The organism is Microbacterium sp. SA156 (genome assembly GCF_049065455.1).
GTDB lineage: Bacteria > Actinomycetota > Actinomycetes > Actinomycetales > Microbacteriaceae > Microbacterium > Microbacterium barkeri.
Map to the genome: position 1 here is coordinate 12,758 of NZ_JBAKGU010000016.1, position 15,371 is coordinate 28,128.

The following is a 15,371-nucleotide window of genomic DNA, read 5'->3' on the forward strand; positions in this document are numbered from 1 at the left end:
CCTCGAGCCAATAGGTCAACGTTTACTGCGGAACAAGAGGATCTGCTCAGAGCCGACGTGTTCCGGTGGCTGGACGAGCAGCTGCTGATCTCTGGGGGAGGCCCCCTGAGCCGGACGCTTCTGTCGTCATACCGGTTCCCCGGCATGAAGGGAACCCTGGTGGACAACTCGAAGGGAATTCGGAATCCCAGCGAATTGGACGCCACGCTGAGTATCCTGACCACCTACAAGACGCTCATCAGAGCTCGTTCGGGATTTGACTATCGCGACCAGATTGACAGCCAGGGACGCGTCACCTACTCGCTACAGAAGAAGGACGCGGGCGATAACGTCAAGCTCTTCAGGGCTTACCAGGCGAGAGTTCCACTGGTCTACTTTCATCCGGTCCGTGAAGGTCTCTATGACGCGCACTATCCGGTGTTTCTTGATCAGTTCGACTGGAACGAACGCGTTGTCCAGTTCTGGTTACCGGGCGTCCAGGACGATGAGCTCCACGGCATCGACCCTCTGTCGGAGATGCCTCAATATCGAAACTATAAGCAGCGGAAGATCTGGCAGCGCGCACACCAGGCGGGTTTTCGCCTCCGCGTGCTGAACGCCTATCGACACCGGTGTGCGGTGTGTGCTTTGTCTGAGACCGTTCTGCTCGAGGCCGCGCACATTTACCCCGACCTACATGAACGCGGAGAGCCGGTCGTAACGAACGGTCTATCGCTCTGCAAAATTCACCATGCGGCCTTCGATGGCCTGCTAATGGCAATCACTCCCAGCTACAGAGTGGAAGTGGCCGCGCGCGTCCGAAACAAGCCGGGTGACCTGATCCTCGGAGAGATACTCGGGAAGTCTCACGGGCGTGAGATCGCCCGTCCCGTCAAAAGGACGGACTGGCCGGATCCGCTTGCCCTCGAGTACAGGTTTGAACGGTTTCTCTCAAAGGCCAACGATGGTCTGAGCTAGGGCCTGTGCCGCGGGGATATCGGCTGGGGCCCACTCGAGTCCGTCGAGCTCCGAGGGGCGTAGCCACATCAGAGACGAGTGCTCGGACGCTTGAGGAGAGCCGTCCAGCAGTTCGCAGACGTAGGTAGAGAGCACGACCACGCCGAAGTCGTACTCATATCGTGTCGTGACGACATGCTCGTCCACCCGGATAACACAGGACAACTCTTCGTGAATCTCGCGCGCGAGGGCGTCGGCAGGGGCCTCGCCTGGCTCGATCTTCCCGCCCGGAAACTCCCACATGCCGCCGAGCGCGGCGCCGGGTCGGCGTTGCGCGCACAGCACGTGGCCATCACGAATGATCGCGGCAGCCACCACCGGGATCTCTCGGGCCACGGAAGCTTCCACGCGGCAAGCCTAGATCGGCCGGTCGGTCCTGCGCCCTCCTGACACCTGCCCGCCGCGTCGCCGCGGCAATGTCCGGCCCCCTCCTTACCGTTGAAGCATGCGGATCCTGCACACCTCGGACTGGCACATCGGGCGGACCTTCCACGGGTTCTCGACGCTCGATGCGCTGCGGGGCGTGTTCGATGCCCTTGTCGAGGAGGTGCGCGCCCGGAAGATCGACGTGGTCGTCGTCGCGGGCGATGTCTTCGACTCCGGTACGCCCGCCGCTGCCGCGTTCGAACTGCTCACCGACACGCTCCGGGCCATCCGCTCGGCAGGGGCTCAGCTCGTCGTCACGAGCGGCAACCACGACTCGGCAGCGCGGCTGGGCTTCCAGGCACCGCTGCTCGGAGCAGCCGGCGTGCACATCATCACCGATCCGCGCTCGGTCGGCACCCCCGTCACGATCGACGACGAGCACGGGCCCGTGCACTTCTACGGTCTTCCTTACCTCGAGCCCACGATCGTGCACAGCGTCTGGCCAGACGTCGACCTGCGCACGCAGGAGCAGGCCATCCGTCATGCGATGAGCCTCGTGAACGCCGATCGCTCCGAGCGCGGCGGGCGATCGATCGTCGCGTCCCACTGCTTCGCGGGCGACGTCGAGCCGACCGCGGGCGTCGAGCGCGAGATCCGGCAGGGGTCGCTCGACGTCGTGCCGCTCGTCGACTTCGACGGGCCCGACTACGTTGCGCTCGGGCACATCCACGGGCGGTCCCGTCTCGCGGAGAACGTCCGCTACTCGGGCGCGCCGCTGCACTACAGCTTCGGTGAGGGCGACAAGCCCCGCGGTGCCTGGATCGTCGATCTCGGCGCCGACGGTGTCGAGCGCATCGAATGGCTCGACCTCCCCATCCCGCGCCGGCTCGTCACTCTGCGCGGCACCCTCGACGAGCTGCTAGCCGACGAGCGCTACCGCGAGTACGAGGGCGACTGGGTCTGCGCCGTGCTGACCGACGTGAACCCGCCGCTCGAGCCGATGCGGAAGCTCCGCGCGCGCTTCGACGGATGCGCGACCATCCAGCTCGCACCCGCCGGAGGAGTCAAGGAGGAGCGTCGCACCTTCCGTGAGCGAGTCGAGAGCGCGCGCTCCGACCGCGAGCTCGTCGACGACTTCCTCGCGCACGTGCGCAACGGCGAGGGCGCGACCGATGTCGAGCGGGAGATCATCGGCGAGGTCGTCTCGACCCGCGAGGCCGCGGAGACGCGCGCATGAGAATCCACCGCGTCGAGATCGAGGGCTTCGGCCCCTTCCGCAGGCGCCAGGTCGTCGACCTCGACGCATACGCCGCCGACGGCCTCTTCCTCATCGGCGGGCGCACGGGCGCCGGCAAGTCGAGCATCCTCGACGCGATCACCTTCGCGATCTTCGGCTCGGTTCCGCGCTACGAGGGCGGAGAGAAGCGCCTCCGCAGCGACCACTGCGAGCCCGACGACCCGACGAGCGTCGCCGTCGAGTTCACGACCGGTGGCACCCGCTGGCGCATCGAGCGATCGCCCGAGTACGAGCGCCCGAAGAAGCGCGGCGACGGGATGACCACGGCTCCCGCACGCGCTCAGATGGGCGAGGTGGTCGGCGACTCCGTCGACTGGCGCGCCGCGAAGGACCGCGACGTCGCGAACCTCGTCGCCGAGGTCGTCGGACTCAACCAGCAGCAGTTCCTCCAGGTCATCCTGCTCGCGCAGGGGCGCTTCGCCCGCTTCCTGCTTGCCGACAACAACGATCGGCAGAAGCTCCTCCGCACCCTCTTCGGCTCGCGCCGCTTCGAGGACTACGAGAGGGAGCTCGATCAGCGGCGGGCATCGGCTGAGGCGACGGTCGCCGAGGGGCGTCAGCTCCTCTCGGTCGTGCTCGACCAGGCCGATGGCATCGCGGCGCGGCTTCCGTCCTCGTCCGAGGCTGCGGCGGATGGCGAGGGCGGCGCGATCGCGGATGCGGCGACAGCGGATGGCCCGGGCCGAGAGGTGACGGAGGCTGCGGTCGGGCGCGCCCCTGACGGCATGCGGATCGCCGAGCTCGAGCGCGCCGAGCAGCGCTCGCGCCACGAGGTGGAGATCGCGGAGGCCGCGGAGGCCGAGGCGCGTCGCCGCCGCGAGGCGGCCGCCGAGACCTTCGACCGGCTCCGCGGCGAACGGGAGAAGCAGGAGCAGCGTGACGGTCTGCGGCGCCGGCTCGACGAGCTCGAAGCGCGCATCGACGACATCGAGCGCGCGCGGGCGGAGCTCACCGCGGCGCGCCGGGCGGAGAGCGTGCGCGGCGCGCTCGATGGCGCCGGACGCGCCCTCGCCGCCGTCGCGACCGCTGTGAGCGCGGTCGAGGGCGCGGCGGAGCGGTGGTCCGAGTTCGCGTCGGGCGAGGGCCTCGAGCCCGCCGATCTCGAGCGGATCGCGACGGAGGCGCAGCAGCGGATCGGTGAATGGCGACCGGTTCTCGCCGTCGAGCAGAGTCTCGTCGCCGACGAGGAGACCCTCGCCGCCCTGCGCGACGAAGCCGCACGAGCGCAGGAGCGCGCAGATGAGGTCGCGGCGCGCCTCGCGGAGATCCCGCGTCGACGCGGGGAGCTCGACGCCGCGGCGAAGTCTGCCACGGAGACCGCGGGGCAGCGCCGCCACGCGGAGGACCGGCTGACCTCGGCGACGGCGCAGCTCGAGGCTGCGCGTGAGGTTGCACGACTCGCGTCCGCGTACGAGCGCGCCGCCGCGGCGGCCGAGGAGGCGCTGCGTGCGCGCGACGCCGCCGATCGCGAGCTCGCCGAGCTCCATCGGCGTCGCCTCAGCGGCTACGCCGCCGAACTCGCGGCGGAGCTGTCGGACGGCGTCGCTTGCGCGGTCTGCGGGTCCACAGCGCACCCCGCGCCGGCCGAGCGGGACGACGACCATGTATCCGCTGAGGAGATCGACGCCGCGGAGGAGCGGAAGGCGCATGCGAGCCGAACCGAGCTCGCGGCATCCGAGACCCGTCGAGAGGCGCAGCGCGCGCTCGCCGAAGCCGAGGCGAAGTCGGGCGGGCGGAGCGTCGAGCAGCTCGAGTCCGAACGCGACGCAGCGGCAGAGGAGCTCCGCGCGGCGACGGCCGCGGCAGAGGAGCTCAAGGCCATCGAGTCGGCCCAGCGCGAGCTCGCCGAGGAGGAGCAGCGTCTCGGGGCCGAGCGGACCGCGGTGGAGACCGAGAAGACCGAGCTGGCCTCGCGCATCCGCTCGGCGGAGGACGGGCTGGAGAAGAACCGCGCGACGGTCAAGGCAGCGAGAGGCGACGCCGAGTCGGTCGCCGATCGCATCGAGGCGGAGACCCGGCGCGCGGCGGCCGCAGAGGCCTACGCCGAAGCACAGAACGATGCGCTTCGTGCGGAGCGAGCCGCGACAGAGGCGGCCGAGGCGCTCGATCGGGCCGTCCGCGACGCGGGCTTCGCCGATGTCGAGAGCGCGCGCACGGCCATCCGCGACGTCGCCGCGCAGGAGCAGCTCGAGCAGCGGATCAGCACCCACGACGGCGATCTGCGCAGCACGAAGGCCGCGCTCATGGAGCTCGAGTTCCTCGTGCTGCCCGAGGAGCCGATCGACGTCGACGGCGCGCAGGCCGCGCTCGCCGCGGCCGACGACGCCCGCGACGCGGCTGTCGCGCACCTGTCGTCGATGCGTCAACTCGCTGCAGCGCTGCAGGACGCGCTCCGCCGGGCGCAGGAGGCGCATGAGAGCATCGCCGCCGCGGTGCGCGAGGCGACGATCATCCGCGACCTGGCCGACGCCGTCGCCGGGCGGAACATGAAGAAGATGGACCTCGAGACGTTCGTCCTCGCGGCCGAGCTCGAGGGCATCGTCGAAGCCGCCAACCGCCGCCTCGACGAGATGTCGGATGGCCGCTACGCGCTCCAGCACACCGACGCGCTCGCATACCGCAACGCGGCGAGCGGCCTCGGGCTCGAGGTGCTCGACCGCTTCACGGGGCAGCCGCGGTCACCTCGATCGCTCTCGGGCGGAGAGACGTTCCTCGCCTCCCTCGCTCTCGCGCTCGGCCTCGCCGAGGTCGTGACGAACCGCGCAGGGGGGATCACGCTCGACACCCTCTTCATCGACGAGGGCTTCGGATCACTTGACAGCGAGACGCTCGAGGTCGCGATGCGCACGCTCGACGGCCTCCGCGAGGGCGGCCGCACCGTGGGCGTGATCAGCCACGTCGAGGCGATGAAGGAGCAGATCCCCGCGCAGCTGCGCGTCGATCGCACGCCTCAGGGCTGGAGCACCGTGACCCAGGAGACCGTCAGTCCGCTCGGACGATGATCTGATCTCCGGACAGCTCGAACTGGAGAGCGGTTCCGACGGGGAAGATGTCGCGAAGCGGCGCCGGCGCGCTTTCGTCGATCATTGTCGCGATGGTCGCGGGGAATGGCCCGAACGCACAGGCCGCGAGCCCGAAGAAGTACCGCGCTCCGTCATCGGGGAGCGGAGCTGATGCCTGCATGCACCGTGTACCGCCTGCCGTGCGCCCCGAACCGCTGAGCGGGTAGGTCACGAAGCTGATGCTGTGGAACTCCTCGAAGACCGTGACATCTCCCGGCATATCGAGTTCCGGCGGCAGCTCGCCGTCCGGGTCGACGTGCAGCACGGCGACCCGGTGCACGTCGATGCTCGATACAGCGGCCACGCCCCCGAGGGTGACCGCGACGGCGAGGACGAGCGATGCAGCCCAGAGGGCGAGGAGTCTGATCGTGGGAAGCCCGCGCACGCGCGCCGCAAGCCGTTCGATCCATCGCCATCCCGACACGCCATCCGCCGGAGCGGACAGTGCTGGATCGCCCTCCGATGCCGCGCTCTGCGTGTCCGCTGCCGCACCGGGCCGCGCCGCGTCCGCCGCGAGCGAAGGGGAAGCAGCCGCGACGCCCTCGTCACCCGCGGTATCGACTTTCGCGGCCCGGGCCGCACCGTCGAGTTCCGCGAGGCGGGCGAGCGCGGCGGCGCGCGTCGCGCCGTCCGCCCCACGCCCGAAGGCCTGCTCGCGAAGGAGTCGCAGTTCGTCGTCGGTCGCGGGAGCCATCCCGCTCATCCTGCCATCGCGCGCGGGTGGCGCTGCGGGCCGCTAGGCGGACAGGCGGTCGAGTTCTGCGATCTCCTCCGGCGCGAGCTCGAGGCGTCCGGCGGCGAGGAGATCCGCCACCTGGTCGACGCGCGACGCCGACGCGATCGGGGCGACGACGGTGGGGCGCGACCGAAGCCACGCGAGCGAGATCGTCGCGATCGACACCCCGTGGGCCTGCGCGATCCGCTCGATGCCGTCGATGAGCGCGAGGTTCTTCTCGGAGATGTACTCCTTCGCAGCGCCCGCACGCGGAGAGCCGGCGTCGGCCGCCGAGCGGTACTTGCCCGCGAGGAAGCCCTTCGCAAGGGAGAAGTAGGGCAGGACGCCGAGGTGGAACTCCTCGGCGAGAGGGAGGATCGTCTGCTCGATGCCGCGCTCGACGAGGTTGTAGTGGGGCTGCACGGCGACCGGGTCAGGGGCGCCGATCTCGCGCGCGATGCGGATCCACTCGCGGATGCGCTCGGGCGTGTAGTTCGAGATCGCGGTGTACTGAACGAGGCCGTCCTGCACGAGCTCGCCGAACGCCGCGACGGTCTCCTCGAGCGGCGTCGACTCGTCGTCGAAGTGCGCGTAGTAGAGATCGATCGACTCGACGCCGAGGCGCTCGATGGACGCCTCCGCGGCGGCGCGGACGTTGGCGGCGGAGAGGCCGCGGAAGTCGGGGTGCTGGCTGACCTTCGTCGCGACGGTCACGCCCTGCGGCTTGCGATCGGCGAGCCAGGCTCCGATGATCCGCTCGCTGTCGCCGCCGCTGTTGCCGGGAACCCACGCGCTGTACGAATCGGCCGTGTCGATGAAGTCGCCGCCTCCTTCGACGAAGGCGTCGAGGATGCGGAACGACTCGTCGCGGTCTGCCGTCCACCCGAACACGTTTCCGCCGAGATTCAGGGGGAAGACGTCGAGCTCGCTCGTGCCGATCCGTGCCATGGTGCCTCCAGTCGTTCGTCGATCCGGCTTCCAGACTATGAGCGGTCGGATGGTCGGGGCGCGGATCACGGGGAGATCAGCGGATGCTGCGGCTGCGTTCGCGGGGGAGGGACGCGCGATCGTGTGCGACCAAACCCGAAGAAAACTTCTAAAAACTCTTGCGCGGCCAATCGAACAGAACTACTATGGAGTCATGTCGATGATGACATCAGCACTCAGCGAGAGCCTGGCGGCCCTGCGTGCCGACGTCGCTGACCTCGATGTGGATGGTCTCGCTCCGGACGAGCTGAGGGCGCTGACCGATGTGCTCGGCGCCCTCCGGCGGAGCGTCGACGCGTCGCTCGCCGCGGCCTCGGGAGAGATCGCCCGGCAGTCGCGCCGCGAGCTCGGCAAGGACGGGTTCGCGCGCAGGCAGGGGTACTCCTCGCCGGGCACCCTGCTCTCGGCCACGACGGGTGTGACGACGGGCGAGGCTGCTCGGCTCATGCGCGTCGGCGAGGCGATCGCGCCGCGGATGAGCCTCGTCGGGGAGCGGCTGCCCGCGAAGCACCCGCATGTCGCCGAGGCGCTTCGGTCCGGCGCCCTCGGCCTCGCCGCAGCGGAGGCCATCGTCGGCATGCTCGACCGGGTGGTCGTGCGCGCCGGCACGGCGGCCTGCGACGAGATGGAGTCGATCCTCGTCGCGCAGGCCCCCGGGCTCACGAGTGACGAGCTGCGGCGCCTGCTGCTCGATGCCGAGATGCGGCTCGATCCGGATGGCGCAGAAGACCGAGAGCAGGATCGCCGCGATCGGCGCATGCTCGCGTGGCGCACCGAGCGCGACGGCTCGGTGTCCTTCACGGGACGCGCCGACCCCGAGACGGCGGCGCCGATCGTCGCGCTGCTCGACGGCATGGTGACGCAGCGGATGCGCGCGAACGAACACGAGCCCGACGAGGCGCGCCGCGATCGTCGCACGCGGCTGCAGATGCAGATCGACATCCTCGCCGACGTCGCGCGGCATGCGCTCGGCTGCACCGCCATTCCGACCCGCCCCATCGCCACGATGGTCGTGCGGATGGACTACGACACCTTCCGCGCGGCACTCGATGAGCAGAACGGCGATGCGTCGGGCGGCGGCATGGCGACCATCGACGGAATCGAGCAGCCCGTGACCGCCAAGGCGGTGCGGCGCATGGCGGTCGATGCGCAGATCATCCCGTGCGTGCTCGGCGGCAAGAGCGAGATCCTCGACCTCGGACGCAGAGAGCGCCTCTTCACTCCGAAGCAGAAGCTCGCGATCTCCATCCGCGACGAGGAGTGCGCATTCTGCGGCGCCCCGCCCGGGCACGCTGTGGTGCACCACATCGAGTGGTGGTCGCGGGGAGGAAGGACCGATCTCGATAACGGGATCCTCCTGTGCGTGGCCTGTCATCATCGGATCCACGACGACGGATGGGATATCCGCATCGATGGCGCCGGGGTCGACGCGGTGCCGTGGTTCATCCCGCCGCCCTGGCTCGACCACACGCGCACGCCGCGTCGTGGCGGGCCGACCCGGTACCGGGTGGCCTGCTGATCGGCGGGCCCTAGGCTGGAGTCATGAACAAGAGCACCATCTGGACAGTCCTGGGCGTCATCGCCGCGGTCGTCATCGCGTGGTGGCTCGTGAACATCCTGTTCTCGGTGATGTTCTGGATCTTCAAGCTCGCGGTCGTCGCCGTCGTGGCCGTGGTCGTCTTCTTCGTGCTGCGGTCGCTCGTGAGCTCGCGGCGCGACTGAGCACCGCCGAGCCCGGAACGCTCAGCGCGGGAAGAGCGCGCGCAGCGAGAACCAGCGCTCGTCCGCGCTGATCGAGAGCGAGCCGCCGTACCGCTCGACGGCCGCCTCGATGTTCCGCAGACCGTAGCCGTGGCCGGCCTCGCGCTTGCGTGAGACGATCCGGCCATCCGAGCGCTTCACGATGCCGTCGAAGGTGTTCTCGACGCGCAGCATCACGAAGTCGTCCTGCGCGAAGAGGGCGACCCGCACGAGGCGCTCATCGGCGTCCGCGATGCGCTTCGTCGCCTCGATGGCGTTGTCGAGGGCGTTCCCCAGCACCGCCGTCACGTCGAGCGGGCTCATGAAGTCGAGCAGCCGGCCATCTGCCACGTACGAGACGTCGACTCCGTCCTCGTTGGCGCGCAGGCGCTTGCCGGTGAGGACCACGTCGACCACGCGGTTGCCCGTGCGCACCTGTGCCCCGTAGTCGCGGATGGACTCCTCGAGGTCGTCGAGCATCCGCTCGCGCAGCCCCGGATCGGTCTCGGCCCGCAGCGCATCGAGGTGGTGCTTCATGTCGTGGTACTTGCGGCTCACCTCGTCGATCGCGCGTCGCGAGAGCTCGTACTGGTCGTGCTGGCTCCGGAGCAGCTGCGACATCGCCTCCGCGTCGCGCCGGGTCTGCATCTCGCGGCGCACCTCGTGCTGCACGTAGAGCGCGATGTAGCCGCAGAGGTCCACGAGCGTGCGGATGTAGAAGATCTCGGGGCCGAGCCGGCTGCTGAACGGGGTGTTGGCGTTGGCGAAGCTGAGGTTCGAGATCCCGAAGGTCGCTGCGGCGATCGCCAGCGCGCTCACGAGCTCGCGCCATCCGACCTCGATCTCCGCGCCGCGCGTGAGATGCCGGCGCTCGGCGAGCCAGGCGAGCACGAGCACGCCGCCGTAGACGAGGGCGAGGAACGCCGCCCGCGCGACGCCCTCGGCGTCGGGCAGGTAGAAGCGCTCGAGCTGCCAGTGCAGCGACGCGACGAACTCGGCGAGCACGAACGCCCGCGCTGTCAGGTACCCCGCCGTCACCGCGGTGATCCGCAGCGACGCGAAGAGGAGCGCGAACATCGTGAGCGCGGCGCCGAGCATGCCGGGGATCCACAGCGCGAGAGGGAGGGTGTCTGCCCACAGCTGCAGGCCGACGAGAGCCGCGAGCCCGGCCAGGGCGACGCCGACGGTCGGGAGCCACCGCATGCGCCGGCGGACGATCGCGATGAACACCACGCAGGCGCCCCACTCGGCGAGAGCGGTGAACAGGCGGGGGATCTCGGCGAGCTCGCTCGTGACGACGTCGCTCATGCCGTGATCCCGCGCGAGCCGATGTAGCTCGCGAGCGCCGCGAGGAAGTCCTTCTTGCGCGGACGGCTGATCTGCAGCCGCGCGCCGCCGCGCATCCGGCAGTCGCTGCCCTCGACGCCCGTGACGTGGCGCAGATTGACGAGGTATCCGCTGTTGCACCGGTGGAAGCCCTCGTCCGCGAGCTCGGCCTCCATGGCCTTGAGCGTCGCGACCACCGTGTGGTCGGTCTCGAGCGTGTGGATCAGCACGTTGTGCTTCGCGCTCTCGAGGTAGACGATGTCGGCGACGTCGACGCGGTGGCGCGCCCCGTCGGTGGTCGAGAAGAGGAGGTGACGGCGCTCGCGCCGCCGCAGGCGGACGAGGCACCGCTCCATCTCCTGCTCGAAGGCGGCGTAGGACACCGGCTTGAGGAGGTAGCTGAGCGCGTCGACCTCGTATCCGCTGATCGCGTACTGAGGCGAGCTCGTCACGAACACGATGATGACCTCGCCGTCCACCTCGCGGATGCGGCGGGCGGCGGTCATGCCGTCCACGCGCTCCATCTGGATGTCGAGGAGGAGGACATCCCAGTCGGGCCGGTAGTCGTCGAGGATGTCCGCGCCGTCATGGAACGCGCCGATGTGGAACCGCTCGTCGTGCTCGCGCTGGAACCGGTCGAGGTGCGAGAGGAGACGGTCGATGCTCCCCGGGTCGTCCTCGACGACGGCGATGCGGATCATCTCTCTCCCTCCTCGGATCAGCTGAAACCGACGACCCGGCGCGCGACGCTGTACGCGAGCGAGGTCACGCGGCGCCCGGCATGACCGGGCAGGTTGCTGCTTGCGCCCATGAAGCTCCGTCGGAGCCTCGTGTAGACCCACGGGCTCTCCGCCTTGACCTCGCGCCAGAAGGCGTCGCGCTGAGCGAGGTGCGCACGCGTTCCTCCTCGCGCGAGAGTGGCGGAGGTGACCGCGCAGATAGCCTCGATGTAGTGCAGCAGCGCGGCGTACAGGGGCGCCGGCACCTCTCCGGTCGCGACCTCGGCGGGAGAGGGGAGCGCGCGCAGGGCGAGGCGGTTCACCCGCAGCTGCTGGTCGACGCGGCGCAGCATCGTGTCGGCCTCGACCGACTGCCCCTCGCGGCCGATGACGTAGTGGTAGAGCTTCACCGGCAGGTAGTACATGCTCCGCACGCGCGCGAGGGGCACGACGACGTAGAGGTTGTCGACGTAGAAGGTGTTCTCGGGCAGCCGGAGGCCGGATGCCCGCACCATCTCGGTGCGGTAGATGATCGCGTGCATCATGAGGTACTGGCGACGGCTGAACCGCTCGGTGTCGCCCCATTCGAAGACCCGTCCCGCGGGGAAGACGCTGTCGAACCGGGAGACGCGGTTCGACTTGCCGACGCGGTCGTGCACGTAGTCGGTGAACACGGCGTCGACGCCGCCGCACTCCTCGAGGGTGCGCAGGATCTGCAGCACCTGCTCGAGAGCGGGGATGCTGAGCCAGTCGTCGGCGTCGAGCACCTTGAGGTACGTGCCGCGGGCCTCGGCGAGACCGGTGTTGATCGCCCCGCCGTGCCCCCGGTTCGGCTGATGGATGGCCCGGAACACGTCGGGGCGCCGACGCGCGTAGTCGTCGGCGATCTCGGCGGTGGCGTCGGTCGATCCGTCGTCGACGACGATCACCTCGATGTCGTGCCGCATCCGCAGAAGGGGGACGAGGGCACGGTGAAGGTGGTCAGCCGCGTTGTAGGCGGGGACCACGATCGAGAGGAGGGGCATGGCTCTAGTCTGCCTGGGCGGTGGGCGCGGCCACGGCGGCGGCGTCGGGCGTCTGGCGGAAGATCAGCTTGAAGATCGGGTAGAAGACCCAGAACGAGATCGCCGAGTTGATGATCATCGTCGCGACGTCGGCCACGACCTCGCCCGTGCCGCCCCACATCCCGATGAGGAGGTCGTAGATCGGGGCCTTGTAGAACCCCTGCGCGGCAGCCGCGACGAACGTGATGACGACATAGGCGAGCGCGTACCATCCTGCCGCGACCCACGGTGAGGTGTTCGACTTGAACGTGATGTTGCGCTGGAGGAAGAAGTTGATGACCTGCGCGATGAGCAGCGTGATCTGGACGGCCAGGAAGTAGGCGAGACCGCCGCCCCCTTCAGGGAGGGCGCCGGCCGCGTAGTCGAACATGAAGTACGTCGAGCCGTCGACGTTCGAGCCGACCGGGAGCACCTGGAAGTCGACCCCGACGAGACCCGTGAAGCTGTCGAACGCCCATCGGAAGATCGGCATGAGCGCGAGCTGCAGCACCGTCACGCCGTTCGAGAGCACGAAGAACATGAGGAACTTCGACAGCTCGGGGTGCCGGTCCTGGAAGCCTCGCCACCAGTCCTTGATCGCGGTGAACATCATGCGCTCCTGTTCGAGGTGGGTGCGTCGGCGGCGGAGAGGAAGGCGTCGCGGGTGCGCCTCTCCTCCCGGCGTCCGCGGAAGAAGGCGGCCACGACGCGGCCCAGACCGCGGATCGTCTGCCCGTTGACGAGGGTGAGCAGCGCGTCGGTGAGCCGGCTCGTCGCGAGGCCGCCGCTCATCTTCGAGATGACGCGGAACGGCCCGTTGAAGAGGAAGAGGATGTTGAGGTCGGGCTCCCCGGACGCCTCGGCCTTGCGCCGACGACCGTCGACGATCCGGAACACAAGGCGCGCGAGGGGGCTGCGGGCGACGCGGAGCCGATCGATCGGATCGTTCACCCCGAGCGGGCCGTCGCCCCATTCCGAGTCCGGGCGCGGGCGGCCGAGCAGCGCGGTGAAGTCCGCGTCGGAGACGTCGTGCACGCGTCCCGTGGCATAGACGGCGAGTGCTGCCTCCGGCGCCCGCTGCGGCACGGTGCCCCCGATGGGCACGACGGCCTCGAGCGGCAGATCGCGCACATTCGGGCCCACCTGCACGAGGTAGTCGCCCTCCTCGATCTGCCAGGCGCCCGTGCGGACGTCGAAGAACCGGAAGGCGCGCGCGCCGAGCGGCACGGTGATCCGCGCGGACTCGCCGGCCGCGAGCCGCACCTTGCGGAAGCCCTTGAGCTCGCGCACCGCGCGCGGGACGCCGCCCGTGCCGCGGCGGCCGACGTAGACCTGCGCCACGTCGGCGCCTGCGACGCCGCCCGTGTTCGTCACGGTGAACGAGACCGCGTCGTCGCCCACCTGCAGGTCGGAGTACGCGAACGTCGTGTAGCTCAGTCCGAATCCGAAGGGGAACGCGACATCGACGCCCGCGGTCTCGTAGTAGCGGTAGCCGACGAAGGGGCCCTCGCGGTACTCGGCGGTGCGGTCGACGCTCGGGAAGCGTCCGGCGGTCGGCGTGTCGGCGAGGCGGTACGGGACGGTCTCGGCGAGGCGACCGCCGGGGTTGACGGCTCCGGTCAGCACGTCGGCGAGCCCCTCCGCACCGGCCTGTCCGCCGAGGTATGCGTGCACGAGAGCCGCCGCGTCATCCGCCCACGGCGTCTCGACGACGCCGCCCGCGCTCAGCACGACCACCGTGCGCGGATTCGCGGCCGCGACAGCGCGCAGCACGTCGACCTGCGCCGCGGGCAGCGCGAGGGAGCCGCGGTCGAGCCCCTCCGACTCGGAGATCTCGGGGAGGCCGAGCGCGAGGACCGCGACCTCGGCCTCGCGCGCCGCGGCGACGGCGCCTGCGAGGAGCGCGGCGTCGGGGAGGCCGTCCCGGCGGAACCCCGGCGAGAACGAGAGCACCTCGAGGTCGCTGTCGGCGAGCGCATCCCGCAGGTTCGTCACGCGGGTGGCGTTGACCGCCGACGATCCCGCGCCCTGGTAGCGCGGGGTCTCGGCGAAGTCGCCGATGAGCGCGACGCGCGTGCCGGACGAGAGGGGGAGGAGCCCGCCCTCATTGCGCAGGAGGACGGCCGACTCGGCCGCCGCGCGTCGGGCGAGGGCGTGGTGCGCGTCGGCGTCGAAGCGCGATCGGGCGCGCGTCGTCCGCGTCGTGACGCGCCGCACGAGGTCGAGGATCTCGGCGACCCGCGCATCGAGGTCCGCCTCGGCGAGCTCGCCGCGCTCGACGGCGGCGACGATCTGACGGGCCGAGTCGAACCCGGGCGAGGGCATCTCGATCGAGCCGCCCGCGCGCACGGCGGCGACGGCGTCGTTGCCGCCACCCCAGTCGGAGACGACCGCGCCGTCGAAGCCCCACTCCTCGCGGAGGATCTCGGCGAGAAGATGCGCGTTCTCGTGCGCGTAGGCGCCGTTCACGAGGTTGTACGACGACATGATCGCCCACGGCGCCGCGTCCTCGACGACGATCTCGAACGCGGTCAGGTAGATCTCGCGCAGGGTCCGCTCGTCGACGACCGAGTCGCTCACCATCCGGCGCAGCTCCTGGCTGTTGACGGCGAAGTGCTTGGGCGTCGCGGCGACGCCCTGCTCCTGGATGCCGCGCACGTACGCGGCGGCGAGGCGCCCCGCGAGCTCGGGGTCCTCGGAGAAGTACTCGAAGCTGCGCCCGCCGAGCGGGCTGCGCTTGATGTTGAGACCCGGCCCGAGCAGCACGTGCACGCCCTGGGCGGACGCCTCCGCACCGAGCGCTCGGCCGATCTCGGCGGCGAGCTCCTCGTCCCAGCTGTTGGCGATCGTGGCCGCGGTCGGGAAGCAGGTCGCCGGCTCGGAGGCGTTGAGACCGAGGTGGTCCGCGGAGCCGACTTGCTTGCGCACACCGTGCGGGCCATCCGACATCCAGATCGCGGGGATGCCGAGACGCGCGATCGCGCGCGTCTGCCAGGTGTTCTGACCGCTCAGCAGGGCGGCCTTCTCGAGGAGGGTGAGCTGGGCGAGGAGCGCCGGTGTGTCGTTCACGATGAGGTCTTCCTGTGCGGGGCCGGGAGGTCGCCCTCCCGGCCCCGGTTC

13 protein-coding genes are annotated in these 15,371 nt (G+C 70.1%); 5 read left to right on the forward strand and 8 right to left on the reverse strand.

Annotation, left to right across the window (positions count from 1 at the left end; genetic code table 11):
* Positions 1-159 precede the first annotated feature (159 nt).
* The gene (locus ACOWU6_RS14055; RefSeq protein ID WP_421076068.1) at positions 160-957 is read left to right on the forward strand and encodes an HNH endonuclease; all 798 of its coding nucleotides are present in this window, start codon (positions 160-162) and stop codon (positions 955-957) included.
* On the opposite strand, the gene ACOWU6_RS14060 is transcribed toward ACOWU6_RS14055, so the two are convergent.
* The gene (locus ACOWU6_RS14060) at positions 931-1,344 is read right to left on the reverse strand and encodes a (deoxy)nucleoside triphosphate pyrophosphohydrolase (RefSeq protein ID WP_421076069.1); all 414 of its coding nucleotides are present in this window, start codon (positions 1,342-1,344) and stop codon (positions 931-933) included. The two genes, ACOWU6_RS14055 and ACOWU6_RS14060, sit on opposite strands and share 27 nt — an antisense overlap.
* Positions 1,345-1,441: 97 nt before the next feature.
* Between ACOWU6_RS14060 and ACOWU6_RS14065 the strand changes: the two genes are divergently transcribed.
* Both ACOWU6_RS14065 and ACOWU6_RS14070 read left to right on the forward strand, forming a co-directional pair.
* Positions 1,442-2,599: an exonuclease SbcCD subunit D gene (locus ACOWU6_RS14065; protein WP_421076070.1), complete on the forward strand. Its 1,158-nt coding sequence runs from the start codon at positions 1,442-1,444 to the stop codon at positions 2,597-2,599.
* Complete coding sequence (locus tag ACOWU6_RS14070; protein ID WP_421076071.1) at positions 2,596-5,661, forward strand: AAA family ATPase; 3,066 nt, start codon at positions 2,596-2,598, stop codon at positions 5,659-5,661. Before ACOWU6_RS14065 ends, ACOWU6_RS14070 begins: the two co-directional genes overlap by 4 nt.
* Here ACOWU6_RS14070 and ACOWU6_RS14075 read toward each other — a convergent pair.
* Both ACOWU6_RS14075 and ACOWU6_RS14080 read right to left on the reverse strand, forming a co-directional pair.
* Entirely contained in the window at positions 5,642-6,415 is a 774-nt protein-coding gene (locus tag ACOWU6_RS14075; protein WP_421076072.1) for a hypothetical protein, read from the reverse strand. The two genes, ACOWU6_RS14070 and ACOWU6_RS14075, sit on opposite strands and share 20 nt — an antisense overlap.
* 42 nt (positions 6,416-6,457) lie before the next feature.
* Positions 6,458-7,384, reverse strand: a complete 927-nt coding sequence (locus tag ACOWU6_RS14080) for an aldo/keto reductase (protein WP_421076073.1) — start codon at positions 7,382-7,384, stop codon at positions 6,458-6,460.
* Positions 7,385-7,577: 193 nt separating this feature from the next.
* On the opposite strand from ACOWU6_RS14080, the gene ACOWU6_RS14085 reads away from it, so the two are divergent.
* Together ACOWU6_RS14085 and ACOWU6_RS14090 are read left to right on the forward strand one after the other, a co-directional pair.
* A complete protein-coding gene (locus tag ACOWU6_RS14085; protein WP_421076074.1) occupies positions 7,578-8,942 on the forward strand; it encodes a DUF222 domain-containing protein in 1,365 nt (454 codons plus the stop codon).
* A 23-nt stretch (positions 8,943-8,965) separates the two neighbouring features.
* A complete protein-coding gene (locus tag ACOWU6_RS14090) occupies positions 8,966-9,145 on the forward strand; it encodes a hypothetical protein (protein ID WP_324013943.1) in 180 nt (59 codons plus the stop codon).
* 21 nt (positions 9,146-9,166) lie between these two features.
* Here ACOWU6_RS14090 and ACOWU6_RS14095 read toward each other — a convergent pair whose 3' ends face one another.
* Genes ACOWU6_RS14095 through ACOWU6_RS14115 form a run of 5 tightly spaced genes read right to left on the reverse strand, consistent with a single transcriptional unit; the run spans position 9,167 to position 15,320 of the window.
* The gene (locus tag ACOWU6_RS14095; protein ID WP_271174387.1) at positions 9,167-10,471 is read right to left on the reverse strand and encodes a sensor histidine kinase; all 1,305 of its coding nucleotides are present in this window, start codon (positions 10,469-10,471) and stop codon (positions 9,167-9,169) included.
* Positions 10,468-11,190 carry a LytR/AlgR family response regulator transcription factor gene (locus tag ACOWU6_RS14100; protein ID WP_282980144.1) on the reverse strand — a complete coding sequence of 241 codons (723 nt, stop codon included), beginning with the start codon at positions 11,188-11,190 and terminating at the stop codon, positions 10,468-10,470. The genes ACOWU6_RS14095 and ACOWU6_RS14100 overlap by 4 nt, the downstream gene beginning before the upstream one ends.
* A gap of 17 nt (positions 11,191-11,207) precedes the next feature.
* Complete coding sequence (locus ACOWU6_RS14105) at positions 11,208-12,233, reverse strand: glycosyltransferase family 2 protein (protein ID WP_271174389.1); 1,026 nt, start codon at positions 12,231-12,233, stop codon at positions 11,208-11,210.
* Between the two features lie 4 nt (positions 12,234-12,237).
* Complete coding sequence (locus tag ACOWU6_RS14110) at positions 12,238-12,864, reverse strand: hypothetical protein (RefSeq protein ID WP_271174390.1); 627 nt, start codon at positions 12,862-12,864, stop codon at positions 12,238-12,240.
* Positions 12,861-15,320 carry a glycoside hydrolase family 3 C-terminal domain-containing protein gene (locus ACOWU6_RS14115; protein WP_282980147.1) on the reverse strand — a complete coding sequence of 820 codons (2,460 nt, stop codon included), beginning with the start codon at positions 15,318-15,320 and terminating at the stop codon, positions 12,861-12,863. The genes ACOWU6_RS14110 and ACOWU6_RS14115 overlap by 4 nt, the downstream gene beginning before the upstream one ends.
* Positions 15,321-15,371 lie beyond the last annotated feature (51 nt).